Consider the following 25544-nt stretch of genomic DNA (forward strand, 5'->3'; position numbering starts at 1 on the left):
CGCGGGCGGCGAGTTTGCGGTTCACGCGTGAGAGCCGGCGCGCAACTGGGCCAGCAGTTGCAGCATATCCGCCGGCATGGGTGTAGACCAGTGCATTTCCTCGCCGCTTTGCGGGTGCAGCAGCGCCAGTTCTGCGGCGTGCAGCGCCTGGCGCGGAAAGGTCTGCAGGGCGCGCACCAGCTCGGCGGGCGCTTCTGCCGGCAACCTTGGGCGACCACCGTAGAGCGGGTCGCCGACCAGCGGATGGCGGATATGGGCCATATGTACCCGGATCTGGTGGGTGCGACCGGTCTCCAGTTTGCAGCGCACCAATGTCTGGGCCTGAAAGCGCTCCTGCACCCGGTAGTGGGTGATCGCTTCCTTACCACCGAAGTCAAGCACGGCCATCTTGAGGCGATTCTGCCGGTGGCGGCCGATGGGCGCGTCGACGGTACCGCCGCCACTGAGAACGCCCTGCACTATAGCGTCGTACAGGCGGCTGACACTGCGTTCTTTCAGTTGCGCCACCAGGCTAGTCTGCGCCGGCAGCGTCTTGGCCACCACCATCAGGCCACTGGTGTCCTTGTCCAGCCGGTGGACGATACCGGCGCGCGGGATCATCTCCAGCGCCGGACAGTGGTGCAGCAGGCCATTCAACAGGGTGCCATCGGGGTTGCCCGCCGCCGGGTGCACGACCAGGCCCGCCGGCTTGTCGATCACCAGCAGGCTGTCGTCCTCGTAAACGATATTCAGGTCGATCGCCTGGGCGAGCCACTCTCCCTGGGGCTCCAGCTCCGCGCGCAAGCTCAGGCGCTCGCCGCCAAACAGCTTGTCCTTGGGCTTCGCAGTCGCGCCATTGACGGTCAGTTGACCACTTTTTATCCACCCCTGCAGGCGTGCGCGGGAATAGTCGGGAATTAATTCCGCTGCCGCCTGGTCTAAGCGCAATCCGGCCAATTCTGCCGGGACTTCGATATCAAGTTCGAGCTGTTCATTCATTGATCAATTTCAAACACTTTGGGCAGCTCCGCGACTGTGGTTAAATGGCGGGCCGCCGATCACCTATAATTGGCGGCTAGTTTAAAGGTAGAGAGTAATAATGATAGAGCGAGGGGCTATGCAGGCTTCGAAAATCCTGTGGTTGGTTGTACTGTCCGCGATCCTTGTCGCCTGCGCCAGCACCGATGAATCTGAAGAGGGCCTGCCCACCGGCAGCCGCACCGAGCAAGCCTTCTATGAGGCGGCACAAAAACAGCTGAGATCCAGCCAGTGGGACCTTGCGATCAAGAACTTTCGCGCCCTGGAGGACAACTTCCCCTTCGGTAACTACGCCGAACAGGCCCAGCTCGAACTGATCTACGCCTATTACCGCAATTACGACAACGATGCGGCCATCGCTGCGGCGGACCGTTTTATCCGCCTGCACCCGCAACACCGCAACGTCGATTACGCGTATTACATGAAGGGACTGGCCTCCTTTACCGAGGGTACAGGCCTGTTTGAGCGCTTCCTGCCCACGGATATGACCAGCCGCGACCCCGGCTCGGCGCGCGAGTCCTTTGCGTACTTCTCCCAGCTGATGGCCCGCTACCCGGACAGCCGCTACGCACCAGATGCGCAGAAGCGCATGATTCACCTGCGCAACCTGCTGGCCCGCTACGAAATCCACGTGGCCAACTACTACTTCAAGCGCGGCGCCTACCTTGCCGCTGCCAACCGCGGCCGCTACGTGGTGGAAAACTTCCAGCAGACGCCGGCGGTACCCGATGCTCTGGCGGCCATGGTAGAGGGCTACCACCTGCTGGAAATGCCGGAACTGGAAGCCAACGCGCTCAACGTGCTGCGCACCAATTACCCGAACCACCCGGCGTTCCGCAGGGACGGTTCGTTTAACTACAACTATTACAAAGGCGCCAGCGGCCGCAGCATCCTGCACCGCCTGACCCTCGGTCTGTTCGAGAAGTCCGACCCCCGTGGCTTCGATACCCGCAAGCTGTACAACGCGGAATACCGTCCGGAAAACGCCCCCATGCCGCCCGAGCTGATGTAAGCGAGTCCGGTTAGCAATAAAAAAACGGCGCCAGTGGCGCCGTTTTTTTATTCAGTCGCGGGCCTATTCGCCCGCTTTCCAGCCATTGGTGATCGGGTAGCGCCGGTCGCGACCAAATCCCCGCTCGGAAATTCGCACCCCCACTGCGGCCTGGCGGCGCTTGTATTCATTCCTGTCTACCAGGCGCACCACGCGTTCCACCGTCTCCGCGGCAAAGCCGGCCGCTATGATTTCCGCCGCACTGTGGTCCTGATCGATATACAGGTGGAGAATCCGGTCCAGCTCGTCGTAATCCGGCAGGCTGTCGGAATCCACCTGGTCCGGCGCCAGCTCTGCACTGGGCGGGCGGGTGATGACCGTTTCCGGTATCACTTCTCCGAGCGTGTTGCGGTAGCGCGCCAGCTGGAACACCAGTGTCTTGGGCACGTCTTTCAGGGCGTTATAGCCACCCACCATATCGCCATAGAGCGTCGCATAGCCCACCGCCAGCTCACTCTTGTTGCCGGTAGTGAGCACCATGGCTCCTTTCTTGTTGGAAATTGCCATCAGCAGGACCCCGCGGGAGCGCGCCTGCAGGTTTTCCTCGGTGGTATCCCGCGCTGTACCTTCAAACTCCTCGGCGAGCGACGCCATAAAAGAATCGAAGATCGGCTCGATACTGATTACCCGGTAGTGAATACCGAGCCGCTGCGCCTGGTCGGCGGCATCGTTCTTGCTCAAATCCGAGGTGTAGCGGAACGGCATCATCACCGCCTCCACCCGCTCCTTGCCCAGCGCATCCACGGCGATGGCCAATGTCAGCGCCGAATCGATACCGCCGGACAGGCCCAATACCACGCCGTTGAAGCCGTTCTTGTTGACGTAGTCGCGCACGCCCAACACCAGAGCCGAGTAAATGGAAGCGAGATCCTCGAGCGCCGGGGTAATTTCGCCCGGTTCCAGCGCTACCTCACCGTCGCGATGGTTCACACGCAGCGGCAGCAGGTGCTCGACGAATTCCGGTGCCCGAGCACAGAGCTTGCCCTGAGCATCGACCGCGAAGGAACCACCATCAAATACCAGCTCGTCCTGGCCGCCAAACCAGTTCACATACACCACCGGCATGCAGCCGGCACGGGCCTGGTTGCCGAGCAGTTCCAGGCGCTGCTGGGACTTGCCGCGGTGAAACGGTGAGGCATTGATATTCAGCATCAACCGGGCGCCTGCGGCCGCGGCCTGAGCTACCGGTTCCGGGTGCCAGATGTCCTCGCAGATAGTGATCGCCGTGGGGATGCCCTTGATATCGACGACACAGGGCCTGTCGCCGGGGACGAAATAGCGCATTTCGTCGAAAACCTGGTAATTGGGCAGTTGCTGTTTCGCGTATTCCGCCCGCAGCTCCCCCGCCTCGATCAACCCGGCCATATTGAATACTTTGCCGGCCACCACTCGGGGATAGCCGATCAGCACGGCGCAGGGCAGCTCTGCCGCGACCAGCTGAGCCAGCGCCGCATCGATACGGCGCTGCATGCTGGGTCGTAACAGCAGATCCTCCGGCGGATAGCCGCACAGGGTCAATTCGGGAAACAGCACCAGATCCGCTCCGTGCTCGCGGTGCGCGCGACGCGCGACCTCGATCACCTGGGCGGTATTGCCGGGAATATCCCCGACCAGAGAATTGATTTGTGCCAGCACTAACTGCAAAGTAGACATCTTCGAACCTCGGGCCTGTCGAGCCTCTATTGTATCGCGAGATCGTTCCGGTATCGCGCGTGCGTGAAGAAGTTAGGCCCGAAGTCCGCGATAACAACAATGAGAACTCCCACCTTGACCAGCGCAGCAACCACCGCCGACGAACAGTCGCTACAACATCACGAACTGCTGCGGATCTATGCGTTGTACCGCGTCGCCATGGCGCTGATTCTGCTCGGCATTTTCGTCTCGGATATCGGCAAAGGCGCGGTGGGCAACAGCGCACCCGGACTCTACCTTCAAACCACCATCGCCTACGCCGCGCTCAATTTTGGCTGGCTGGTGCATCTGCGGCACGTCGGCTACCACACCAATACCGGGCAGGTGGGACTGATACTCGGCTGCGATATTTTTGCCTTCCTGCTACTGATTCACGCCAGCGGCGGTCTCAATTCGGGGCTCGGATACCTGCTGTTGATCAGCTGTTCGGTGGGCTCCATGTTGCTGGATCGCCGCATGGGCGCATTCTTCGCCGCCGTGGCCAGTATCGCCGTGATCGGCCAGCAGCTTTACGGCCTGTTGGCCGGTCATGCAGACACCCAGGACATCGTTTCGGCCGGTAGTCTCGGCATACTGCTGTTCGCCACCGTCAGCGCCCTGCAATACCTGTCCGCCCGCATCCGCACGGCCACATTGCGCGCGGATCAGCAAAGTCGCCAGGCCGCCCACCTGCAGCGCCTGGCACAGCAGATCGTCGAGCGCATGCGCACCGGCGTGCTGGTGATGGATTCCGCCAACAAGCCGGAGCTGATCAACCGGGCCGCGCGCCAACTGCTGGGCGAACAACTGCAGCCCGGAGGCGGGCGTCAGGCAGCACTGCACCAGATCGTGCGCGAGTGGCGCCGCGACCCCGCCCACGGTTCCACTCTCTTGAATGCAGAAAGCGGCGGTGAACTGCGGCTCAGCTTTGCCAACCTGCGCCGCGACCGCGGCGACAGCACCCTGGTATTTGTCGAGGACAATCGCAAACTCACCCAGGCCGCGCAGAAACTGAAACTCGCCTCCCTCGGCCACCTGACCGGCTCGATTGCCCACGAGGTCCGCAATCCGCTCGGGGCCATCAGCCATGCGGCGCAACTACTGTCGGAATCGAAGTCCCTGAGCCCCGAGGATCGGCATTTGACTGAAATCATCTGCCGGCACAGCCAGCGCGTAAATCAGATCGTCGAGAATGTGATGCAACTGTCGCGCCGACGCGCTTCAGTGCCACTCCTGAATGATCTGGGGCAATGGCTCGAACAGTTCATCCCCGACTTTCACGCTGGCGCGCCGCGCGATGCGCAAATCCGGCTGCGGCTGCCGCCATCCCCGGTGACGGCACGTTTCGACCCGCAGCAGCTTGCACAGATTGTGACCAACCTGTGCAATAACGCCCTGCACCACTCCCACATCGCCACCGGCCGGCGCGAAGTGGAGATCACCGTTTACCACAATCGTGAACGCGATTGCGCCGTGCTCGACGTCATGGATAGCGGCCGCGGCGTACTGCCGGAACACCGCGACAGCATCTTTGAGCCGTTTTTTACCACCGGCCAGGGTGGCAGCGGCCTGGGGTTGTATATCGCCCGCGAACTGTGTGAGGCCAACCAGGCCAATCTTTATTATTGCCGCAATGATGAAAACAAAAGTTGCTTCCGAGTCGAATTCGCCCATACCAATCGGGTTTTTTAAACGCGGTTTCGACAAAAATTAGAAAAAGATTCCGCCCCGGCATCCCCCAAATAGCTGGTAATTTCTGCCATAATCGCTGGTTGGGGAATTTTGCAAACCAACAATAAAAGCGCACGGATACATGCAACCACTGGCCCTGGTCGTTGACGACGAACCGGATATCTGCGAACTGCTCACCCTGACTCTGCGGCGCATGGACGTCAGCTGCCATACGGCAGACAGTCTCGGCGAAGCGTATCGCCTGCTGCGCGAACACACATTCGATTTCTGCCTAACCGACATGCGCCTGCCCGATGGCGATGGCCTTGAACTGGTAGGACATATCCAGGGGCAGCGCGGCGGCGACATGCCGATTGCCGTCATCACCGCCCACGGCAATATGGATACCGCCATCAGCGCGCTCAAACTGGGCGCTTTCGACTTTGTCAGCAAGCCGGTGGATCTGGAGCGACTGCGCAGTCTCGTCCAGCTGGCCCTGCGCCTGCGAGACAAGCGTAACGAACCGCAGTCGGCGGCGTCGGGACAATTGCTGATCGGCCGCGCGGAAAACATGTGTCGCCTGCGCGAACAGATCGCCAAAGTGGCGCGCAGTGATGCCCCCATTTACATCAGCGGCGAATCTGGCTCCGGCAAGGAACTGGCCGCGCGCTCCATTCACGCGCAGGGCCCCAGGGCCGATCAGCCATTCTTGGCGATCAACTGCGGTGCCATTCCGGCGGAATTGATGGAGAGCGAGTTTTTCGGACACAAAAAAGGCAGTTTCACCGGTGCCCACAGGGACAAACCCGGGCTGCTGCAAAGCGCGGCCGGCGGCACGCTGTTTCTCGATGAGGTGGCAGATCTGCCACTGGAGATGCAGGTAAAATTGCTCCGCGCTATTCAGGAAAAGTGCATCCGCCCCATCGGTGCGACGGAAGAAATCCCCATCGATGTGCGCCTGCTCAGCGCCACCCACAAAGACCTCGCGCGGGAAGTCGCGGAGGGCCGCTTCCGCAGTGATCTCTACTACCGCATCAACGTCATCGAAATCGCCGTGCCGCCGCTGCGTGAACGGGAGGAAGACATCCCACTGCTCGCGGAAACGATCATGCAGCGCATCGCCAGCAATGCCGGTGTCGCACCGCCACGGCTCGCCGAAGATGCCCTAGCCGCGTTGCGCGTCTATGCTTTTCCCGGCAATGTCCGCCAGCTGGAAAACATCCTGGAGCGGGCATTTACCCTGTGTGACCAGCAGGTAATTCGCGCGGGAGACCTGTTGCTGGATCACGATACCTTTCAGTTTCAAAAGCCAGCCTCATCGGTGGCAACCGAGCAACGGGCTTTGCAGAACGAAGCCGGCGAAAGTTATCCCGGCCAGTTCGATCCGAGCCAGCACGCCTCGCTGGACGACTTCCTGCAAACCATTGAACGCGGGGCGATCGAAGACACCCTCAACGCCACGCGTTGGAACAGGACCGCGGCGGCGCAGAAGCTGGGGATCAGTTTTCGCTCCCTGCGTTACCGCCTCAAGAAGCTCGGGCTGGAAGACTGAGCAGCGGAAGCCCGCTGCCCGGTCGATACCTCATATCAATACCCCGGCGTCAGCTCCTCCCAGGCTAATCGCCCTTCGCGCTCTTCATCGCCGACTTCAATATCGTCACAGATCACATCGCCATTACTGCCCGGGGTACAGCGCACGTCGCCGATAAAGCCGGACTGGCCGGGCATTCCCGGATCATCGTCGCCGGGGTCGCCAGTGCCGCAATTTCCGCCGATGCAGGCATTGAATTCCATGCCCACATAACCGGCATCCTTCTGGTCGATGCTGCCGTCGTTATTGAAGTCCGCTACCCCGTCATCGCCGGCCTGTCCGGTGCGGAAATCGAGGCTCATCAGGTAGCCACTACCGCTCGACGCACAGGGCATGGCATTGGGTTTTACGGTACTGAAGAACAGTGTATTCCGCCGCAGCGTGGCTCCGGAGATAACTCGCTCCCCGGCATATCCCGCGGAATCGATAGCGCCGGCGTTGCCGGTTTCCAGCTGCATATACCAGCCGTGGTGCTGGGTCCAGTCGACGGTTGTACTGGTACTGGCGTCGATCATGCGCCCGTTGCCATCACTGGTCAGCTTTTGCTCTGCAAGGTCGGAAACGGTCAGGGAGGAGTTACTATCTGTGTAATCGTCGTCCCATACGGCATAAAAAGCACCCGCGGAATTATCGGTCAGGTCACTGCCATTGAGATACTGCCCGGTACCGAACATCACCAGTAGATTGGGGTCGGTGCCGTTACTCGCGGCAGTATTGCGCGCTACCAGCGGCTTGCCCAGGATCGCGTGATTCGGCTGACCGGCATTGGCACCGGCGGTGAACAGGGGTTTGGAACCCAGTACTTTCCAGCCGCTTTCAGCTCCCTTCAGGTCGAACGCCCACATATTACCCATCACGTCCCCGGCATAGACACGATCCACAACCCTATCGCCGTCGACATCGATCAGTCGCGGTGACGATAGCCCATTCTTGCGCCCGTCGACCGTGCCGCTGCCGGTAGAAATAAATTTCCAGTCACCGCTGTCCCACTGGCCGTCGGCCCCCTTTTCCAGGTAGACGATAAACAGGCCGGCGACGCCGTTGTCGCTGTTGTAGCCGTTGCCGAAAATCACCGCCCACTCGTCATTGTTCAGCTTGGCGATCTGCGCTTCCGAATAGGACTCACCCAGGTTGGCGCGATCGGTGGCGTCACCGCCATCGAACTCCCACAACACCAGGTCGCTGGCATTGGACTCGTTAATGCTGGAGGGGTCCGTCACATTCAGCGCAAAGTAGCCCTTGCCGCCGCCACGCAGTCCGCCGACCACCACCGTGGTCCATTCCGCCTGATTGCCACCTTTCGGATCGATGTAAGCATCCGACACCGCAGGCGTCAGGTCGACATAGTAGTTGTGGGAATACTTGTCGCTGGTGAATGCATGAAGCCCCGCATAGCGGTCGGAATTCACCACCAGCCCGGGGATATAACCGAATACTTCGGCCCCGGTATTGGCGTTGAAGCCGTGCAGCATGCCGTCGTTGGCACCTACGTAAACCATCGGAGTGCGGTTTTCTTCATCGATGGCGAACTGCGCGTAGGGATTGTTTTTGCCAAAAGTTGCCGGCCAGTCCAGTTCCGGCTTGCCCACGTAGATGGGGGTCGAGTGCACGATATCCCCGAGCAGCTTGGGCCCGCTGACTGCATCGAAGGTAGAAAATTTGCCGCGCTGGCGTAGTCCGCTCTGGCCGTCAAGGCTGTTGTCGCCGCGGATATAGGCCAATCGCGACTGCCACAATCCGGCCGCGTCGTTCGTGGAGCCATCGGCGTCCTCGACTTTCAGATCCAGTTCCTGTGGAGAGTCGGGGCTGCTGGTGTCCACGCCGCTGACGTCTGCGGTAAAGGGCACACCCTTGCCATTGAGGTAAGTGATGATCTCGCGGCTGCTGGCAGTCTGTTTCGTCAGCTCTTCCGATGCTTCCCAGAGTTCGGACGCGATGCGCCCGGTATCCGGGTCCAGCGATCGCGCAAGCAACTTGCCGCTGAAATCGGCGGTATCAAACTTGGCCGAGTAAATCACCGAGCCGATATCCAGCGAAGTGGAGTTAAATGCGACCGACGCCTGGGTACCGATAGAGTTCGAAATCGAATTTACCGCATCGTTGAGTGAGCTCAGCAAACTGTCGGCGCTGGAAGCGAACTGGTAACTGCCGCCGCCCTGCGCCCCGGCATCTTTCAGCAGCTGGTTGTCGGCCAGCGCCGGATCGGCGAAGCCGATGAAGTAGCTGGTGATATTGTTCTTGTGGTCCGGATTGCGGGGATTGGTCTTGTCCGGGCGCCAGTCGATGTCGTACAGCGCCGAGGCCACGTCGTCCAGTGCGTCGTCGCCCTCGCTGTTGCCATCACCATCGTAATCCGCGAGATAAGTCGTGCGCGCGGAATCCCCGTTGGGAATGCCATCCGTCAGCGCAAGGATGAAATTGCTCTGGCAGTATTCCTGGATTGCGGAGTTGCTGCCGGTACCGGGCACCGTGACACCAGTAGCGTACAGCGGCCCACCTCCAAGGACTTGCTTGGCAAGCATCTTACTCTCATTAGTCTGGCCCGGATGCAAGGTGACCTGCTGCCCTTCATAGCCCTCGACGAAATAGCGCCCGACATCGGCTACGGCTTCCGCAATCGGCGTGGAACCGCCAGCTTGGATCGCGTTGATCTTCTTGATCAATGTCTCACGGGCGCCGGTTTTAGAAATACTGGTCAGCCCCTGCAGGATCTCGGCACCGTCGCCGCTATTGAACTGGGCGAGACCCACACGCAATTCGCCGAGACCCCGTACGACCGTATTTGCCGCAGTCTTGGCAATGCCCAGGCGGCTGTCCGCCGGATCGTCAGCCGTGTAATTATGATCGACATACCAGGCCATGGAGCCGGACGAATCCATCAGGATCATCAGGTTGGGCTCGACTTTGCCGGTTGCCTGCAACGGCACCTTCGACAGGGTCAGCGGCGCGGCACTGATGCAAGTGGCGAAAGTCAGGGAAAAACCGGCGGAAGCGCACAGCAGAGGCTTCAGCAGAGCACGCGTAATCAGTTTGTTTTTCATAGGACGTTTAAAACCGCTTTCCGTAGTGGCTCACAATGATGCGCTCAGTCCCGTCGGCGATACCCTGCCCCAGTGCGACTATGCGAAACACCTTGATCTCACCACCGCCGGTGGATTGTCCGTAACCACCCACGGTAATACTGTCAGCCGGATCTTCCTTATCGGCATTCCCAGATAATTCGATATAAATTCGGCCTTTCAGAGGTTGGCCATCTGCCCCTTCCATATCGACTTCGCGCTCAATGGAGTTGGCGTTAGTCCAAGTGGCGCTGTCGAGCATATTGTCGGGCCCGCCTTCCTCGGTATGAAGCCAGTTAATCTTGTCGAAATCGCCGGTGGTGGAGAGGCCATCGACGTATACCTCACCCTGGCGGACCAGCGCCTCCGCCACTTCCAGTGCCACGGTTGCATCGCGGGAGGCGAAAGTCATTTTTTCCTCCAGCAAGACCGTGCGCGCTGCGGAGACGCCGATCATCGTCAGTACCATCAGCACAATCAGGCAGACAACCAGTACCGCCCCCTTCTGTCGACTTGCTAAACGCATCACATTGCCCCCCGGTTGCGCACCTTGGCCGTGGTCAGGTAAACCCGGTGCAGCTTGCGATCGCCGTAAGTGGTGGATTCGCCGTCGATATCCGTCACCGTGAAATCTTTCGCACCCACGGTATTGTCGCTGCTGACGACCATCTCGATCTTGACTGTCAACGCCTGCTCCATCTGCGTCTTGTCCGCCACCGCCGGCTGCCAGGTATCCACCACATCGTCATCATCGGTGTCGCGACCAAACAGTAACTGCAGGTCCTCGATGCCCGGCACCAGTTCCTGCGGTGTACCGCCGTCCTCACTGACAAACAGGGAGCGCTCGCCGTCGCTGTTATCGGCGACAAAATACTTTCTTTGATAGGGCAGCAACACCTTGGCGTCGGCGCCATATTCGCGCTGCATATTCTTGGTGGCATTTTCCACAAAACCGACCGTCAGCGAGCCGGTGTTATGCACGATGGTCTTTTTACCGGAATCGCCTCCAGTGCCATCCTGCACGTTGGTAATGGTCATCAACTCGCCACTCTGGCAGTTGGTGATAAGCACGATCTGCCCTTCCTTTACCGGGCAATTGGGTGTCACCGCCAAGGACGCGGCGGTAACGCTGGGCACCATGCGGCCGGTACCGCCGCAGGCGTCAGAAGCACCGCTGAGGGTCAGGATATCGGTGCCATCGATCACATTGACCCCGCCGATACTCACACCGCTGACATTGTCCTGCCCTAAAATACCGTCGGCGCCGTACTGGTCCTGGACATTCGGGTCGTAGTCGGGATCCGACGTATCCAGGTGGTTGCGAATACTGCCTTTATCCGGCGCGCAGCCCCAGTAGTCCGCCATACGCACCTCGCGGGTGAGCATATCCATGGCATACCGGCCGCTTTCCTGCACGCGGGCAAAGGCATTCTGCATGCGGATGGTGTTGCGGTTGCCATCGAAAATCTGCAGCACGCCCAGCAGCAGCAGTGAGCTCAAAAGAATGGCTATCATCAGTTCAATCAGGGACAGGCCCCGCTGTTTCAACATGTGATTCATCATTACAGGTCCACCACCAGTTCAAACGAGGCGTCTTCCGCGCCTCCTGCAGCCGTACTCTGATTTTCCCCGGTATGTTGTTCTTTCCAGTTCACGGTCAGGGTTACCACTTGCCCGGCGCGACTGATCGAGCCGGTGCCACCGGGCAGGTTAGTGCTGATCACCTGACCCCAGTCATAGAGATCCAACTTGGCCAGCTGCGCCGGCGTACAGGCTACACTGCAGTCCTGGCTGGTCTCAGTGCCATCGACGGTTTCGCCGTCGTAGCTGCCCAGCTCCAGCGCCCTCGGGTTGCCCCGCAAACGTTCAGCCATCTCGTGGGACGCGAGGGCGGCCAGATAACGGTGATTGGAGTTGTTACTGTTTTTCAGGCTCATCACCTGTGTGGCAGAAAGTCCCAACAGCCCCACTGCCATGATCAGGACTGTAATCAACACTTCGACCAGGGTCGCCCCGCGCTGTGATTTCACTTTCAAGCTCCGCTACAGGTCACATCGGATTTCAGACGCAAGACACCGGAGGCGAGCAGCTTTAGCTGCCGGCCGTCATCGACGCCATCGCAGATATTGATTTTCAGCTCGTTGCCACCACCGCTGACCGCACCCTGCGCCGTATAGGAAAAGCTGAGGTTGGTGGCCGCACTGCCATCCTTCTCCGCGCTGAGGTCGATGGAGGTCGCTGGCGCAGCCAATTCACGCAGGGTTTCACCATCGTCATAGCTGCCATTACCGTTGTCATCGAACCAGACCCGCAAGCCATTGGCGAGATCGCCGGACTTGGCCGCCACCTGCACACTACGACCGCGGCGAACCGCCTCCGCGCGTGCATATTGCAGTGCACCGGCCAGGTCGTTGGTCGCAGCGGCCAAACGATTTTTGCGGATCATCTGTGAAAATGAGGGCACACCGACCGCGATGACGATTGCCAGGATCGTAATGACAATCATGAGTTCGATCAGGGTAAAGCCGGGAGCCAGTTGGCGGGCCTTGCGCATTTGCTTACCTTTTGGGCAATTTGTTTGCCATGCAACCATGACAGTGGTACCGGGTTACTAATTTACGTGCGATGCACAAAAAAAAATATGTCACCTGCACGCCCGACGACGAGCGGCGCAACCCACTCGACAAACGGCGCGACAAACTGAACGGAGTTCACATTTTCAATTTCAGCGCGATCAGCAACTGATCGGTAGCGCTGGCGACTGCTGTAATGCGCTGTGATTGGTTTTTAGGCAGATCCTTGTATGCTGAACGGGATTCGCTCAGCAAAGGAATTGCAGCGTGAAAATGTGTAGAACGGATTCCGGGTTTACCCTGGTTGAGCTGATGGTGACGTTAGTCCTGCTGGGAATCATCGCCGCGACGGCTCTGCCCTCGATGAGTGATTTCATCGAACGCCATCGCAATCAAGAGGCCGCCCGCCAGCTGTTCGGCAGTCTGAATTACGCCCGCACCATGGCCGTAGCCCGCCAGGCGTACGTGGTTGTCTGTGGAAGCGTCAACGACCGCGACTGTGTCGAAAGCTGGAATAGGGGCGGCATGATGTTTCTGGACAGTGATCGGGACGGCGCGCGGGACGCTGACGAAGAAATCCTGCAACACCTGTCGCGCATACCGGCGGGGAGCGAGCTCACATTCTATGGCGGTATCGCCGATGAACTGCGCTACAAGCCGGATGGGCGCCTGAACGCCTCCGGACATATCAGTTACTGCCCACCGGACCACAACGCAGAATCCGGCTGGATTCTGGTCTTCTTTTACAGCGGCCGCCCCTATTTCGGTCGCGACGGTGACGGAGACGGCATTGCCGAGGACGGCACCGGCGACGACCTTAGCTGCTGACACTGTGGATACAAAAACGCCGGCGGGGTGCCGGCGTCAGAGGCTAGAACAGGGAGGGATTACCAAGGTTTGGTAGTGCCACTACCCTTTTCATCCCACAAGCGTTCGCCAGTGGAGCTCAGGGTCAGGTCACCGTCGCCACTCTGCACGCCCGTGCTCTTGGGGGTAGCTGTAAGCAGATAGGAGGTTCCATCGGCGCTGGTAATTTTTAGGTCATAGGACTTGCGGCTGCCATCGAGTGGTGCTTCGGTAGGGAAGATCGCTGGTGCACCCGTGTCGCCACCGCCACTGGCCGCGCCCTTGTAACTGCCGGTCTCGGTGAAATGCCGCTCCATCGCCTGGGCCAGCCCCATCAGGGCGCCCTGGGCATCGGCGCGGTTGGAAGAGCGCACCTGGTTCTGGTAGGAGGGCCAGGCCACCGCCGCCAGAATCGCAACAATCGCCACCACGATCATCAGTTCGATCAGGGTAAAGCCGCGCTGGGTTCGGGCCGATATAAAGTTCACTATCAGTTCTCCAATTTATTCTTCAACGGTCATGTGGCGACAGCCAGCGTGAAAATCTGCCCTCAGAAAGGACTGACTTCCTGCCAGGACAGGCGCCCTTCGCGGTTGCCCACGTACCATTCGCGTGGGCCACAATCCGGCTCGCCACTGACATTAATACAAAACTGACCGGAACCGCCACTACGACTGGCACCGCTACCGTCAGATTTGCGAATTATTGCCGGATCAGTGGGGATACCGCCCCCACCGTGTTCTCCATCATCTCCAAGACTGCTGGCCAATTCACCAACATAGCCCTTATCTGCGTCGTCGATCACACCATCGTTGTTACCGTCATAGACAGCCACTTCAGGGGCCAATCCGCTACGGAAATCGACGCTCATCAGGTAACCAGTTCCACCCGAAGAGCATACCGCAGTGCTGGGTATGGCGGTATTAAAAAACAGGACACTGCCCAGTAGCAGAGACTCGGTGATGACCCGCTCCCCACCGGTCACCTCGTCAAAACCGTTGCTGCCCCCCTGCAGAGGTATTTTCCAGCCATTTTCACCACCACTCCAGTCCACAGGATCAGCTGCGAGGCTCATCGTACGCTGCCCACTCTGTACGGAGAAGCTCCGCGACACCAGGTCGCTAGAATCCAGGTCGTCGTCCCCTTTATCCCAGACGCCATAGTAAGCCATGGCATCAGTATCCTGCAGGTCATCTGAGTTCAGGTACTGACCGGATCCGAACAGGACCAGCAGGTTCGGATAGGGGCCGTTGGGGACCTGAGTGTTCTTGGCAATACGGGGCGCCGTGGTGATGGGCTCCGGCTCCGTATTGGTACCCGTGGTAAAGAGCGGGCCGCCGTAATCCCTGCTCCAGCTGGTATCCGCCGTTGAGCAGACCCCATTGGTCAGGCTGCACAGGTCAAAGGCCCACATATTGCCTTGCACATCACCGGCATAGACCCGATCCACGACGCCATCGCCGTTCGTATCGGCCAGCGAGGGCGTGGACAAGCCGTTCTTCTCATTATTTCCACTCGAGTCCGTCCAACCTGTATCAATCTTTTTGATATCGCCGTTATCGAAGTAATAGATATATAGGACTGCTTTGCCACTGTCACTGTTGTAGCCATTACCAAAAATCGCAGCCCAACGTCCATTGTTGAGCAGGGCAACCTTCGGCCGACTGAAAGACAGGCCCATATCGTCATCATCCGCGCCTATCTCGTCCATCACGATTCGGGAGGCGTTGCCGGAGGAAAAATCATCCGGGTCCGTCACATCGAGAACAAAATAACCTTTGCCGCCGGCTCCGAGACCACCAATCAGCACCGTGTGCCAGTCATCATCAAAAAACGCATCGGCGACCGTCGGGGTCAGGTTGACGTAGAACCTGTGGCCATAGTTCTGGCTGGTGAGATAGTGCAGTCCTTCCGTTGCCTCGGTACTGAGTACCAACTCCGGAATGTAGGCAATCTTCTCTTCACCGGTATCTGCATCAAATCCATGCAGCATGCCATCGTTCGCCCCCACGTAGACAATCGGATCGCGGTTCGCCGCGGCGGCGACAAAATCAGAATAGCGATCATTGACATCGCCGAACGGATCCGTATCCGGATAATTGAAGTTCGGCTCGCCGACAAAAGTCGGCGTCGAATTCACGATATCGCCGAGCGCAGTATCGCGCAGGCGGAACTCACTGCTGTCCGTGCCCTCATTGGTACGCACACCGCGGATATAATCCAGTCGCTCGTCTCCGCGTCCATCGTTGCTGGCCGAGGCTGAATTGATATCAAGGTCTGCCTGTTGCGGTGTCGACGGATCGGTAGGATCACTGCCGATCAGTCCAGCCTCAAACTCTTTGCCGACGCCGTCCTCCGAGGTCAAAATCAACCGTGTCGACACCGAGCGACTGTCCAGGAGTGTCTGGGCACTCCACTTATCCGTACTATTGAATTTTCCGGTGACCGGATCGAATTCTCGCGCTACCAGACTACCGGACCATTTCTCGCTATTGTAACTGGCCAGATAGATCACCGAGTTACTGCTCAGTGATGTGGCGTTGAATGAGGCCGCTGAAGAAGCACCGACCTTCGAGAAGATATCTGTAAGAATCGACTGGAACGCTGTCTCCAGCGCATCGCTATCGGAAGCGTAAAGAAACTTGCCCCCGGCTTGTTCGGCGGCACTCTTTAGCAGCGGGTTGTTGGCCAGCGAGCCCTCAGCAAAACCGACCATGTATGACGACACATTGTTTTTTACCGGATTGCTGGCATCGGGGCCATCAAGGTCGGGGCGCAGATCCATGTCATACATCGCCGTGGTGACATCGTCCAGATAGTCGGATCCCTTGCCACTATAGTGCGTGCGACAGTCGGAATCGTCACTCGTTGCCGTACAGTCTCCATCATAATCCCGCAACGCGTCGCTGACATCGAAGTCTCCATTTGGCTCACCGTCCGTCAGCAGCATGAAGAAATTTTTCTGACAATAATATTGAACGGATTGCGAAGGTGCGGTTAAGCCGCTTTTGAAATCCGGCTGGTCTTCGAATATATCACTGACCGACTTGAAATCTTCTGTCTGTTTGAAAGAGTTTTCGGGATGCAGGGCGAGATTGCCGGAGGCCTTATAGCCGTAGGTAAAGTAGCGCCCGATATCCGATGCTGCCTCGGCCAGTGGCGTCACACCGCTGGCGGGGATATCGTCGATACCGTCTTTGATATTCTTTTTTTCTGTCGAATCCAGCAATGTGAGGTTGTACAAGATGCGCGCGCCTTCACTGCCATTAAACCTCGACAATCCCACACGCATGCTTCCATCGCCAAGGCTGTCAACCAGGCCTTTTGCCGCACGTTTTACCACATCGGTTCGCTTTTCCCCGCTATCCAGTTTGTTACCCATGGAGCCCGATGAGTCCAGCATGATCATCAGATTCGGCTTAGCACCGCCCTGCGTGACCAGCGGCACATCGGCCACTGCGCCCGGTGCTGTCTCGGCACTGACAAGTATCGAAGAGCTGAGCGCAAAAGAGCCGACGACAAGTGAAAGCCCGCGTATCCGCGAGCCAGTTAGAATTTCCATTGCACTTCCTTATAGCAACTTTCCGTGATGGGTCACGATAACGCGCTCGGTTTTCGCGAGTCCCTCCCCCATGGCGACAATGCGAAAAACCTTTATATTGCCACTGCTTGCAACCACGTTATTAGTCCCCGCCACTTCTGTTTTCCCGGCAACTGCCTCCGGATCGATTTCTCCCGCCATTTCGATAAAGTAGTGACCGGTGAACGTTTTACCGTCCATGGTGATGGTGACATCGCGGCTGACTCCGGCATTCCAGGTCGCCGCCGCAAAAAGATCTGCAGGTGCGTCGCCCTCGGTATACAAGCCATCGGTACCGGACGCAGAAAATGCGCTGGTATCGACAAGCCCGTTGACATCTTTTTCCGCTGCGCGCACGGTAGACTCTGCCACCTGCAATGCCAGCTGTGCATCCCGCGATGCAGAGGTCATTTTTTCCTGCAGAATGACACTGCGCGCACCGGACACACCGATCAGCGTCAGCATCAGCAAAATGATCATGCAGATCACCAGCACGGCACCGCGCTGGCGCCCCAGAGAAAAATTATTCATCAGCGGCTCCCCCGGTTGCGCAGTTTGGTCAGTGCGCTGTATGTCTTGCGCAAGCGCCCGTCGTCCGGTGCCGAGATCTGGACGGTTGTTCCCAACCGCGTGTACTTCAGCTGTTTGGCACCGCTGCGCTCGTCCGCGGCCACCAGTAGCTGGATACGGATCGCCGCAACCTGCCCGCTCTCCACGGCATTGGCTGGCGGTGCCCCCCAGATATCGACAATATCGTCACCGCCACCGGCATCGCGCCCGTATATCACTTGCAGGTCTTCCACACCGGGGATCAATTCCTGGGCACTGCTCGCTTCATTTTCCCGGACAAACAGTCCGGGGAGGTTCGTAGTGGTATCGCGGCTGATAAAATAATCGCGAACATAGGGGCGGTAGATCGCGGCATCGGCATCGTAAAGACTGGAAAAGGTATCGTCGACGGTCAGGATCGTGGGGGAACCCACCAGGCTGGCGACGGTTGTGATATCACCGGCGCGGCAGCTCGCTACCATCACATAGTCCCCGGCCTTGATGCCATTGCAGCTGCCTTCGATCTCAACCTGGGTGCCACTGATATTGGCCGCAATACGTCCTTCGCCACCACAGGCATCCAGCGCACCACGCACACGCAGGACGTCGGTACCCGGCTCCACGGTTTTGCCACCGAGTGTCACGGTGCCGGTCACGTTATCAGTGCCACTGACAAAGTCGCCATCGAATATCGTGTCGGCATTGTTCACGAGCAGAGTCGGGTCCACCACGCAGCCGTCAAATGCTGCTCCACGCAACTCCTTCGACAACATATCGGTAGCCATGCGACCGCTCTCCTGAATGCGCGACAGCGATTCCTGAAGGCTGTGAGTGCGACGATTGGCGTCGAAGATCTGTAACACACCCAGCAATAGCACGGCCGACAGCAGGATACCGATCATCAATTCTATCAACGAAAGACCGCGTTGCTTTTCCAGAAATTGCATCGATCAGAGCTCCACCACCAGTTCAAAGGTTCGATCCACCGCACCACCGGTGGACTGCCCGTAATCTTCGCCAGTGTGCTGCTCCGACCAGGTCACGGTAATCGTGGCTTCGCCATCGTCGTCAACGGCGATAGAGCCTTTGCCTTCGGGTAGATTGGTGGAAAGCATCTGCCCCCACTCGTAGAGATCCATGGCCGCCAATTGCAGCGTGCTGCAGATTCCGCTCAGGCAGGTCTGCGCCGTCTGACTGTTGTCCACATTGGTGGCATCGTAGGCGTCGTTTTCAACTCCCAGCGGATTAATCCGCATGCGTTCGGCAATATCGTAAGCCGCCAGGGAAGCAAAATAAGTCAGATTGGCGTTGTTGCTGTTTTTCAGGCTCATCATCTGCGTGGCGCCAAGCCCCAGCAGGCCTACGGACATAACCAAGACAGTGATCAGCACTTCGATCAGCGTGGCCCCTCGTTGATGGTTCATGATCTTTCGCTCTCCTTAGCTACAGGTAAACGGACTGCTGCGCAGAACCCCACTGACTAGTACGCTGACTTTGCGGCCGCTTTCCCCTGATGTTTCCGTATCACAGATGTCGATGGCAAGACTGCTGGCCATCGTGGTCTGACCGTCGGCCGTATAACTGAATTCGATATCACCGCTACTGACGACCACATCCGGTCCGTTACAACGACCGCTGAGCTGAATGATTTCATCACTGTCGGCGTCGCCGTCAGCGTTGTCATCTCGGTAGACGGTAATGCCCTGTGCAATGCCATTAGGTGCGGTCACCGTGATCGTCTGCCCACGGCGGACGGCTTCGCTCCGAGCCAGTTGCAGAGTGCCGACAAGTTGATTGGTACAGGAGATTCGCTTATTGCGACGGATGGATTCACTGAAAGAAGGGGCGGCCAAAGCGGTCACAATTGCCAGAATCGCAATCGTGATCATCAACTCCACCAACGTGAATCCTGCTGACTTGGTATATTTGTCCATAAATAATATCGCGCTCGACGGGCGACAATGCTGTCCATAGCATTGGCTTGAATGTGCATTTATATAACGGGAGGCAATACTGACGACAGTGCAACAGTCACAAAATTCATCAACCGGCGACGGGCGGCATCGAGAGATTGACAAATGGCAGGAACATTTCCTTAAAAAAGGGCGCAAAAGGAATAATTAGACAAATAAATTTGATAATTTTATGTGGACCGATTGGCTCAAATCATAAGGGGTTTATGGCAAGAAGAAGTTAAAACCCTCGTTCCACTCTTGATTATTCTGCGGCATCCCCGTGCCAAATTTCTAAAGACTCAGCATCACTTCCGTAATTGGTACGCTCACGAAATTACTGGAGAAGAATCCAATCGAGAGTGAATTCAACGGTTCTATCGGCACTATCGTTTTGAAAACGAACGAAATCGTATTGGGGAAAACATCGTGCTAGGTAATACCATCTTTTAGAGACCAAAATTAGAGGTAATTCTGCCAATTAAAGACAAAACCAGAGCGAGGTCCCACCTGTGGATTGATCGGCATCAATTGGGGTGTTCATTCGCAATTCAATAGTTCGTGAAAATGCCTCGATTTTGTGTCCCTTATTTTCACTTTCACAGTCATCGCGGCTGCACCTGCTCCCAGGCAATACGACCACTGCGGTTAGCGACACTCACCCGGATATCATCGCAGACGACACCGCCATTACTGCCGGGCGTACAGCGGACATCGCCGACAAAGCCCGGCTGTCCCGGCATCCCCGGATCGCCGCTGACGACACCATCGTCGCCGTCTCCCTCCTTGCAATGCGCGCCGATGCAGGGCTCGAATAGCTTGCCGATAAAGCCCACATCCCCCTCATCGATCTCGCCATCATTATTAAAATCTGCCACCGCTTCAGTACCCGACAGGCCGGACGTGAAATCCAGGCTCATCAGATAGCCGGTGCCACTGGATGAACAGCTGTCGGGATTGGGAATGATTGTATTGAAAAATAGCGTATTCCCCCTCAAGGCCGGCGAGGTCACTACCCGCTCACCGGCAAAATTGCCGGTTCCCCTGTCCAGGCGGATATACCAGCCGTGCTGTTGCGCCCAGTCCATCTCGGGATCATCGGGGTCGGATTTCCGCCCGCTGCCGACTGTCTCGACGAGGCGCTCGGCCAGATCGCCTTCGGTGAGCGAAGCCCCGGAAACCGTGTCGCCGTTGTCCCATACTGCATAGAAGGCACCCGCATTCTGGTCGACGAGGTCACCCTTGTTCAGGTACTGCCCTGTGCCGAACAGCACCAGCACATTGGGCGAGGCACCATCGGTGACCGCGGTATTTTCGGCAATCAACGGTGCCGCCATGATGGTTTCTCCCGGGGCCTTGAATAGCGGGTGGCCACCCACTACGTCCCATTGGCTGTCTCTATTACCGGAGAGGTCAAAGGCCCACATGTTACCCATCAGATCACCGGCATAGGCACGGTCCACGATACTGTCCCCATCAAGGTCCACCAGCCGCGGCGTGGATAGGCCGTTCTTGCGATCGTCCACGGTGCCGGCGTCAGTGGATATAAACAGCCAGTCGTCGGATTGCCAGGTGCCGTCGGCACCGGCTTCGATATAGACGATAAACAGACCGGCCACGCCGTTGTCGCTGTTGTATCCGTTGCCGAAAATAACCGCCCACTCCCCATTATTCAGCTTGGCGATTTTCGCTTCGGAGTAACTGAATCCCAGGTTTGCGCGATCGGTATCGTCCCCGCCATCAAACTCCCAGAGCACGACATTGTCGGCATTCGCTTCGGTCAGGGATGCCGGGTCGGTGACATCCAGGGCGAAATAGCCTTTGCCACCACCCCGCAACCCGCCTACTAACAGCGTGATCCATTCAGGGCTGCCACCACCCTGGGGGTCCACAAAAACATCGGATACCGCGGGTGTGAGATCCACATAGTATTTGTGTGTATAAACGGAGGAGGTGAAATAGTGCAGGCCATTCGCCCTGTCGGTGCTCGCGACCAGTTTCGGCACATAGGCAAACAGCTCATCGCCCGAATCGGCCAGGAAGCCGTGCAGCATGCCGTCATTGGCGCCGATATAAACGACAGGTGCGCGATTCTGGAAGTCCAGCGTGAACTGATCGTAAGTAGCGTCCGGCGTACCAAAGGTCGACGGCCAGCTGAGATCCGGCGCGCCGACATAGACGGGGCTGGAGTGCACAATATCGCCCAGCAATTTCACCCTGCCCACGCTGATTCCAGCAGTAAACCGCCCCCGGGTGCGGAAGCCGTCCAGCCTGTCGCTGGAGGTGTCGCCGCGGATATATTCAAGCCGGTTATCCCAGAGTCCATCCGGGTCATCGGTGGAGCCGTCGCTGGCATCCACCTGTAGATCCAACCGCTGTGGTGTGCCCAGGTTGGCCATGGGACTGCTTCGCGTAAACGGCACTCCCTGGCCATCCACGTAGGTCAGAATCTGGCGACCGACGGAGGTCCGCCCGGCCAGCAATTCTGAAGCCTCCCATTGGGTGCCATCAATCCGGCCGGTATTGGGATCCAGATAGCGCGCAAAAAGGCGACCGCTAAAGTCATCGGTATCAAACTTCGCCGAATAGATAACGGATCCCGATTCCAGTGTCGTGGTATTGAAGGAAACTGATGACTGGGTACCGACGAAACTGGAGATGGAGTTGATCGTCTCGCTGAGGGCATTTTCCATCGCAGCTGTGTCGGATACGATTGTGAAACCGCCGAAACCGTTTATCCCCGCGTCCGCAAGCAACTGGTTATCCCCGAAACCGATGAAGTAACTGATCACGTTGTTCTTCTGATCGGGATCGTCCGGATCGGTCAGGTCCGGGCGCAGGTCGATGTCATAAAGAGCACCTGCAACATCGTCCAGATAGTCGGATCCGCCATCCGACGAGTAGATTTCATTCGGTTTACGGTCGAAGGTTAAGCAGGGCGTTTCCACGTCCGTGCAGTCACCGTCATAGTCTTCAAGAAAAGTATTGGCGGAAAGGTCTCTATCTTTGGTCGGCACTCCCTCGGTCAACATTACCAAGGTACTTTTCTGGCAGTATTCCTGCACGGGTAGATTGTTGCCGGTCGGCGAGCTGAGGCCGGCCGCATAACTCGGTTCCGGTCCGAAAATCTCTGCACTGGTACCGCTCGATGCAATGCCGTCCGGGTGCGCAACAAGCTGTCCCGATGGATCGAAACCAATAGTGAAGTAGCGCCCCATCGAGGCCAGCGCCTCAGAAAGTGGCGCGAATCCGCTACCGTCGATGGCATTGATGATCGAAATAATATCCTGGCGCGCGCCCGATTCGGAAAGACTGGTCAGGTTTTTCAGGACCAGGGCCCCGTCATCGTCACTGGCACCACCATCTCCCCCCACATTCGTTATATTAGTGCGATTCAGGCGTGCCACGCCGACCCGCACATTGTTCACGCTGTTGACCACATTGACTGCCGCCTGCTTGGCCGCCTGCAGTTGGGTCTGGCCATCTGACAGTGTATTGGTGGCCATGGCTTCGGAAGAATCCAGCACCAGCATCAGGTTGGGCTCGGTTTTGCCGAGCGACTGCAGCGGCGCATCGCTGAGTGTCAGCGGATCGGCAGCGGCACAAATCGACAGAGTTACGGAAAAACCAAGCGAGGCCGAAAGAGTGGCCTGTTGGAACCGGCCGCGGGGAATGATTCCTTTCATATTCAGCTCCACTTAAAAGCGCTTGCCGTAGTGACTGATCACCATACGCGTCGTGGAGCCGGAAATGCCGTAGCCCAGCGCGACCACGCGAAATACCTGCACTTCGCCTCCTCCGGTGGTTTGCCCGTACCCCTCGATCGTGATATTCCCAGAGGGATCTACCTGTTCCGCGGTTCCGGCCATCTCGATAAACACGCGGCCGTACATGCTTTGCTTTTTGTCGCCGCTCCCCATTTCAACTTTGATCAGTTTCGAGTTGGTATCGGACCAGCCGGCTGCATCCGCCAGGTTGTCCAGTCCGGCGCCCTCCTCGTGTAGCCAACTCACGTTGGCTTCTGGAGAGAAATTGCCGGTAGTCTCCATTTTCTCGATTTCGCTCTCGCCCTGCCGCACCAGCGCCTCCGCCACCTCCAGAGCCACCTTCGCGTCTCGGGACGCAAACGTCATTTTCTCCTGTAGCAGAATTGTTCGCGCTGCAGATACGCTGATCAGAGACAAAACCAACAGGATGATCATGCTAACGATCAGCACTGCGCCCTTCTGTGCGAAAGCTTTTTTCATCACATTTTTCCCCGGTTGCGTATCTTGGCGGACCCCAGATAGGTTTTTCTTAACTTGCCATCGGAGTAGGTGCTTTTTTTGCCATCCAGGTCGGTAAAATCACGTGTCCCTGTCGTTGCCCGTTCATCACTGGCCACAAGCAACTGCACCTTGATAGAGATGACTTTCTGCATGATTGCCGCATCCGCCTGGGCCTCGCCCCAGGTATCCACTGCATCATCCCCGTTGGCATCCCAGCCATACAAGATCTGCATGCCCTCGATGCCGGGAACCAGTTCATATGTGCCCGCACCGCTTTCACTCACAAACAGGGATGAACCACCATCTTCGTTTTTGGCGATAAAAAAAGTCTTGAGGTAGGGAGTGAGGAGACGGGCTTCTGCACCATATTTGCGTTGAAGTGTCTTGCTGGCATTTTTTACCCAGTGATCAGCATCTTTGCCGGTTTCATGCACGATGGTTTTCTTGCCGGAATTTCCGGAGCCGCCACCCTGCACATTGGTGATGGTCATCAATTCACCGCTGTCACAGCTGGCGATCAGCACTATCTGCCCCGGCTCAACGGAGCATTCGGGGGAAACCTGCAGCGCGGCGGCGCTGACACTCGGCACCATGCGACCGGTGCCCTGACAGGCGTCCGCGGAGCCGCCCAGCACGAGCATGTCGGACCCTTCGATTACTTGCAGGCCCCCGACTGTTTGTCCTTTGGCATTGTCCTGCCCCCTGATCGCGTTGGTAACCAGAAAACTATCGAGGTTATAGCCGGCGTAATCGGGGTCACTGGTGTCCAGATGATTGCGGATACTCGATTTGGTCGGTTTACATCCCCAGTAGTCCGCCATGCGAATTTCGCGAATCAAATAATCCATCGCAAATCGACCGCTCTCCTGTACCCGGGCCAATGCGTTCTGCATGTGCATGGTATTGCGGTTGCTATCAAAGATTTGCAGCACACCCAGTAACAAGACAGCACTCAGCAGTATCCCGATCATCAATTCAATCAGGGACAGACCGCGCTGTTGCCACACCGAAGCCATCTTCACAGTTCCACCTCCAGCGCAAAGGAAAATTCGTCGGCCTGCACCAGGTTGCTGCCACGATTGGTACCGGTGGGCTGCTCTGACCAATCGACGGTAAGCGTGAACTGAGAGCCGTCGCGACTTATTCTTCCAGCGCCTGCGGGCAAATTGGTGCTAATTGCCTGGCCCCACTCGTAGAGGTCCATCAATGCGAGCTGGCGTGCGGTACAGCGGGGACTTGGTGTACGGCAATTAATCACACTCTCTTCGCCGTTGACCTCGGCACCATCGTAGGCACCGAGCGCCACTCCCTCCGGATTGGCGCGCAAGCGGTCGGCCATCTCCTCGGCAGCCAATGCGGCGAAATAACGCTGGTGTGAATTGTTGCCATTTTTCAGACTCATCGTCTGAGTGGCCGCAAGTCCCAGCAGACCGACTGCCAGTATCAACACCGTTACCAGCACTTCGATCAGGGTTGCACCCGCATGGGATTTCATCGTCAGGTCCCTTCGCGAAAATCGTTAAACGGGCTGCACGTTCACCGGTGCACTTGGAGTTTTCGGTTACTTTGGGGCTTGAACCCAGAGCCGATGGATACTTTTCCCGGCGACATGCTTCGTGCGTTGCAATAAGGAAACTGCGAGCGTTTTCCGCGCCGACGGAGCCCTGTCGGTTTTCGTTATTACAACTTGCAGAGAGATTAGAAGATGGGAGAGGA

21 protein-coding genes are annotated in these 25544 nt (G+C 57.8%); 4 read left to right on the forward strand and 17 right to left on the reverse strand.

Annotated elements, in window-relative coordinates:
* Nucleotides 1-21 precede the first annotated feature (21 nt).
* On the reverse strand, nucleotides 22-978 hold the full coding sequence (gene rluD, locus IG168_RS19680; RefSeq protein ID WP_193166323.1) for a 23S rRNA pseudouridine(1911/1915/1917) synthase RluD: 957 nt from the start codon (nucleotides 976-978) through the stop codon (nucleotides 22-24).
* A 118-nt stretch (nucleotides 979-1096) separates the two neighbouring features.
* On the opposite strand from rluD, the gene IG168_RS19685 reads away from it, so the two are divergent.
* On the forward strand, nucleotides 1097-2029 hold the full coding sequence (locus IG168_RS19685; protein WP_193166324.1) for an outer membrane protein assembly factor BamD: 933 nt from the start codon (nucleotides 1097-1099) through the stop codon (nucleotides 2027-2029).
* Between the two features lie 63 nt (nucleotides 2030-2092).
* Here IG168_RS19685 and IG168_RS19690 read toward each other — a convergent pair whose 3' ends face one another.
* Nucleotides 2093-3721 carry an NAD+ synthase gene (locus IG168_RS19690; protein WP_193166325.1) on the reverse strand — a complete coding sequence of 543 codons (1629 nt, stop codon included), beginning with the start codon at nucleotides 3719-3721 and terminating at the stop codon, nucleotides 2093-2095.
* A gap of 99 nt (nucleotides 3722-3820) precedes the next feature.
* On the opposite strand from IG168_RS19690, the gene IG168_RS19695 reads away from it, so the two are divergent.
* Together IG168_RS19695 and IG168_RS19700 are read left to right on the forward strand one after the other, a co-directional pair.
* Nucleotides 3821-5431, forward strand: coding sequence for a sensor histidine kinase (locus IG168_RS19695; protein ID WP_226877176.1), 1611 nt, complete (start codon nucleotides 3821-3823; stop codon nucleotides 5429-5431).
* Between the two features lie 121 nt (nucleotides 5432-5552).
* Nucleotides 5553-6962 carry a sigma-54-dependent transcriptional regulator gene (locus tag IG168_RS19700; RefSeq protein ID WP_193166326.1) on the forward strand — a complete coding sequence of 470 codons (1410 nt, stop codon included), beginning with the start codon at nucleotides 5553-5555 and terminating at the stop codon, nucleotides 6960-6962.
* A gap of 35 nt (nucleotides 6963-6997) precedes the next feature.
* On the opposite strand, the gene IG168_RS19705 is transcribed toward IG168_RS19700, so the two are convergent.
* Genes IG168_RS19705 through IG168_RS19725 form a run of 5 tightly spaced genes read right to left on the reverse strand, consistent with a single transcriptional unit; the run spans nucleotide 6998 to nucleotide 12614 of the window.
* Entirely contained in the window at nucleotides 6998-10042 is a 3045-nt protein-coding gene (locus IG168_RS19705) for a PilC/PilY family type IV pilus protein (RefSeq protein ID WP_193166327.1), read from the reverse strand.
* Nucleotides 10043-10049: 7 nt separating this feature from the next.
* Nucleotides 10050-10586, reverse strand: a complete 537-nt coding sequence (locus IG168_RS19710) for a pilus assembly PilX family protein (protein WP_193166328.1) — start codon at nucleotides 10584-10586, stop codon at nucleotides 10050-10052.
* Entirely contained in the window at nucleotides 10586-11611 is a 1026-nt protein-coding gene (locus tag IG168_RS19715; protein ID WP_193166329.1) for a PilW family protein, read from the reverse strand. The genes IG168_RS19710 and IG168_RS19715 overlap by 1 nt, the downstream gene beginning before the upstream one ends.
* An 11-nt stretch (nucleotides 11612-11622) precedes the next feature.
* Nucleotides 11623-12090, reverse strand: a complete 468-nt coding sequence (pilV, locus tag IG168_RS19720) for a type IV pilus modification protein PilV (protein WP_193166330.1) — start codon at nucleotides 12088-12090, stop codon at nucleotides 11623-11625.
* 2 nt (nucleotides 12091-12092) lie between these two features.
* Nucleotides 12093-12614: a GspH/FimT family pseudopilin gene (locus tag IG168_RS19725; RefSeq protein ID WP_193166410.1), complete on the reverse strand. Its 522-nt coding sequence runs from the start codon at nucleotides 12612-12614 to the stop codon at nucleotides 12093-12095.
* Nucleotides 12615-12906: 292 nt separating this feature from the next.
* Here IG168_RS19725 and IG168_RS19730 point away from each other — a divergent pair, with 292 nt between their 5' ends.
* Nucleotides 12907-13461, forward strand: a complete 555-nt coding sequence (locus IG168_RS19730; protein ID WP_226877180.1) for a GspH/FimT family pseudopilin — start codon at nucleotides 12907-12909, stop codon at nucleotides 13459-13461.
* A gap of 59 nt (nucleotides 13462-13520) precedes the next feature.
* On the opposite strand, the gene IG168_RS19735 is transcribed toward IG168_RS19730, so the two are convergent.
* The 10 genes from IG168_RS19735 to pilV (IG168_RS19780) form a co-directional block, all read right to left on the reverse strand.
* Nucleotides 13521-13967, reverse strand: a complete 447-nt coding sequence (locus tag IG168_RS19735) for a type IV pilin protein (protein WP_319024766.1) — start codon at nucleotides 13965-13967, stop codon at nucleotides 13521-13523.
* Nucleotides 13968-14029: 62 nt separating this feature from the next.
* Nucleotides 14030-17041, reverse strand: a complete 3012-nt coding sequence (locus tag IG168_RS19740) for a PilC/PilY family type IV pilus protein (RefSeq protein ID WP_193166332.1) — start codon at nucleotides 17039-17041, stop codon at nucleotides 14030-14032.
* Between the two features lie 9 nt (nucleotides 17042-17050).
* Complete coding sequence (locus IG168_RS19745) at nucleotides 17051-17590, reverse strand: pilus assembly PilX family protein (protein WP_193166333.1); 540 nt, start codon at nucleotides 17588-17590, stop codon at nucleotides 17051-17053.
* Nucleotides 17590-18555, reverse strand: a complete 966-nt coding sequence (locus tag IG168_RS19750; protein ID WP_193166412.1) for a PilW family protein — start codon at nucleotides 18553-18555, stop codon at nucleotides 17590-17592. Before IG168_RS19750 ends, IG168_RS19745 begins: the two co-directional genes overlap by 1 nt.
* Nucleotides 18556-18558: 3 nt before the next feature.
* Entirely contained in the window at nucleotides 18559-19032 is a 474-nt protein-coding gene (pilV, locus tag IG168_RS19755) for a type IV pilus modification protein PilV (protein WP_193166334.1), read from the reverse strand.
* 15 nt (nucleotides 19033-19047) lie between these two features.
* Nucleotides 19048-19542 carry a GspH/FimT family pseudopilin gene (locus IG168_RS19760; protein ID WP_193166335.1) on the reverse strand — a complete coding sequence of 165 codons (495 nt, stop codon included), beginning with the start codon at nucleotides 19540-19542 and terminating at the stop codon, nucleotides 19048-19050.
* A 623-nt stretch (nucleotides 19543-20165) separates the two neighbouring features.
* A complete protein-coding gene (locus IG168_RS19765) occupies nucleotides 20166-23246 on the reverse strand; it encodes a pilus assembly protein (protein WP_193166336.1) in 3081 nt (1026 codons plus the stop codon).
* A gap of 12 nt (nucleotides 23247-23258) precedes the next feature.
* Nucleotides 23259-23807: a pilus assembly PilX family protein gene (locus IG168_RS19770; protein WP_193166337.1), complete on the reverse strand. Its 549-nt coding sequence runs from the start codon at nucleotides 23805-23807 to the stop codon at nucleotides 23259-23261.
* Complete coding sequence (locus IG168_RS19775) at nucleotides 23807-24844, reverse strand: PilW family protein (protein WP_226877182.1); 1038 nt, start codon at nucleotides 24842-24844, stop codon at nucleotides 23807-23809. Before IG168_RS19775 ends, IG168_RS19770 begins: the two co-directional genes overlap by 1 nt.
* Nucleotides 24845-24846: 2 nt before the next feature.
* Entirely contained in the window at nucleotides 24847-25323 is a 477-nt protein-coding gene (gene pilV, locus IG168_RS19780; RefSeq protein WP_193166339.1) for a type IV pilus modification protein PilV, read from the reverse strand.
* Nucleotides 25324-25544: the final 221 nt, after the last annotated feature.

This window comes from Microbulbifer hainanensis (assembly GCF_014904735.1).
Lineage (GTDB): Bacteria > Pseudomonadota > Gammaproteobacteria > Pseudomonadales > Cellvibrionaceae > Microbulbifer > Microbulbifer hainanensis.

What these genes read in the sequence shown, in the direction of transcription:
- IG168_RS19765 (WP_193166336.1), bottom strand. Translation starts at nt 23,246, where the DNA reads ATGAAAGGAATCATTCCCCGCGGCCGGTTCCAACAGGCCACTCTTTCG.
- pilV (WP_193166339.1), bottom strand. Translation starts at nt 25,323, where the DNA reads ATGAAATCCCATGCGGGTGCAACCCTGATCGAAGTGCTGGTAACGGTG.
- IG168_RS19750 (WP_193166412.1), bottom strand. Translation starts at nt 18,555, where the DNA reads ATGCAATTTCTGGAAAAGCAACGCGGTCTTTCGTTGATAGAATTGATG.
- IG168_RS19690 (WP_193166325.1), bottom strand. Translation starts at nt 3,721, where the DNA reads ATGTCTACTTTGCAGTTAGTGCTGGCACAAATCAATTCTCTGGTCGGG.
- IG168_RS19770 (WP_193166337.1), bottom strand. Translation starts at nt 23,807, where the DNA reads ATGAAAAAAGCTTTCGCACAGAAGGGCGCAGTGCTGATCGTTAGCATG.
- IG168_RS19700 (WP_193166326.1), top strand. Translation starts at nt 5,553, where the DNA reads ATGCAACCACTGGCCCTGGTCGTTGACGACGAACCGGATATCTGCGAA.
- IG168_RS19775 (WP_226877182.1), bottom strand. Translation starts at nt 24,844, where the DNA reads ATGGCTTCGGTGTGGCAACAGCGCGGTCTGTCCCTGATTGAATTGATG.
- IG168_RS19745 (WP_193166333.1), bottom strand. Translation starts at nt 17,590, where the DNA reads ATGAATAATTTTTCTCTGGGGCGCCAGCGCGGTGCCGTGCTGGTGATC.
- IG168_RS19695 (WP_226877176.1), top strand. Translation starts at nt 3,821, where the DNA reads ATGAGAACTCCCACCTTGACCAGCGCAGCAACCACCGCCGACGAACAG.
- rluD (WP_193166323.1), bottom strand. Translation starts at nt 978, where the DNA reads ATGAATGAACAGCTCGAACTTGATATCGAAGTCCCGGCAGAATTGGCC.
- IG168_RS19715 (WP_193166329.1), bottom strand. Translation starts at nt 11,611, where the DNA reads ATGTTGAAACAGCGGGGCCTGTCCCTGATTGAACTGATGATAGCCATT.
- IG168_RS19740 (WP_193166332.1), bottom strand. Translation starts at nt 17,041, where the DNA reads ATGGAAATTCTAACTGGCTCGCGGATACGCGGGCTTTCACTTGTCGTC.
- IG168_RS19705 (WP_193166327.1), bottom strand. Translation starts at nt 10,042, where the DNA reads ATGAAAAACAAACTGATTACGCGTGCTCTGCTGAAGCCTCTGCTGTGC.
- IG168_RS19730 (WP_226877180.1), top strand. Translation starts at nt 12,907, where the DNA reads ATGTGTAGAACGGATTCCGGGTTTACCCTGGTTGAGCTGATGGTGACG.
- IG168_RS19760 (WP_193166335.1), bottom strand. Translation starts at nt 19,542, where the DNA reads ATGGACAAATATACCAAGTCAGCAGGATTCACGTTGGTGGAGTTGATG.
- IG168_RS19710 (WP_193166328.1), bottom strand. Translation starts at nt 10,586, where the DNA reads ATGCGTTTAGCAAGTCGACAGAAGGGGGCGGTACTGGTTGTCTGCCTG.
- pilV (WP_193166334.1), bottom strand. Translation starts at nt 19,032, where the DNA reads ATGAACCATCAACGAGGGGCCACGCTGATCGAAGTGCTGATCACTGTC.
- IG168_RS19725 (WP_193166410.1), bottom strand. Translation starts at nt 12,614, where the DNA reads ATGCGCAAGGCCCGCCAACTGGCTCCCGGCTTTACCCTGATCGAACTC.
- IG168_RS19685 (WP_193166324.1), top strand. Translation starts at nt 1,097, where the DNA reads ATGCAGGCTTCGAAAATCCTGTGGTTGGTTGTACTGTCCGCGATCCTT.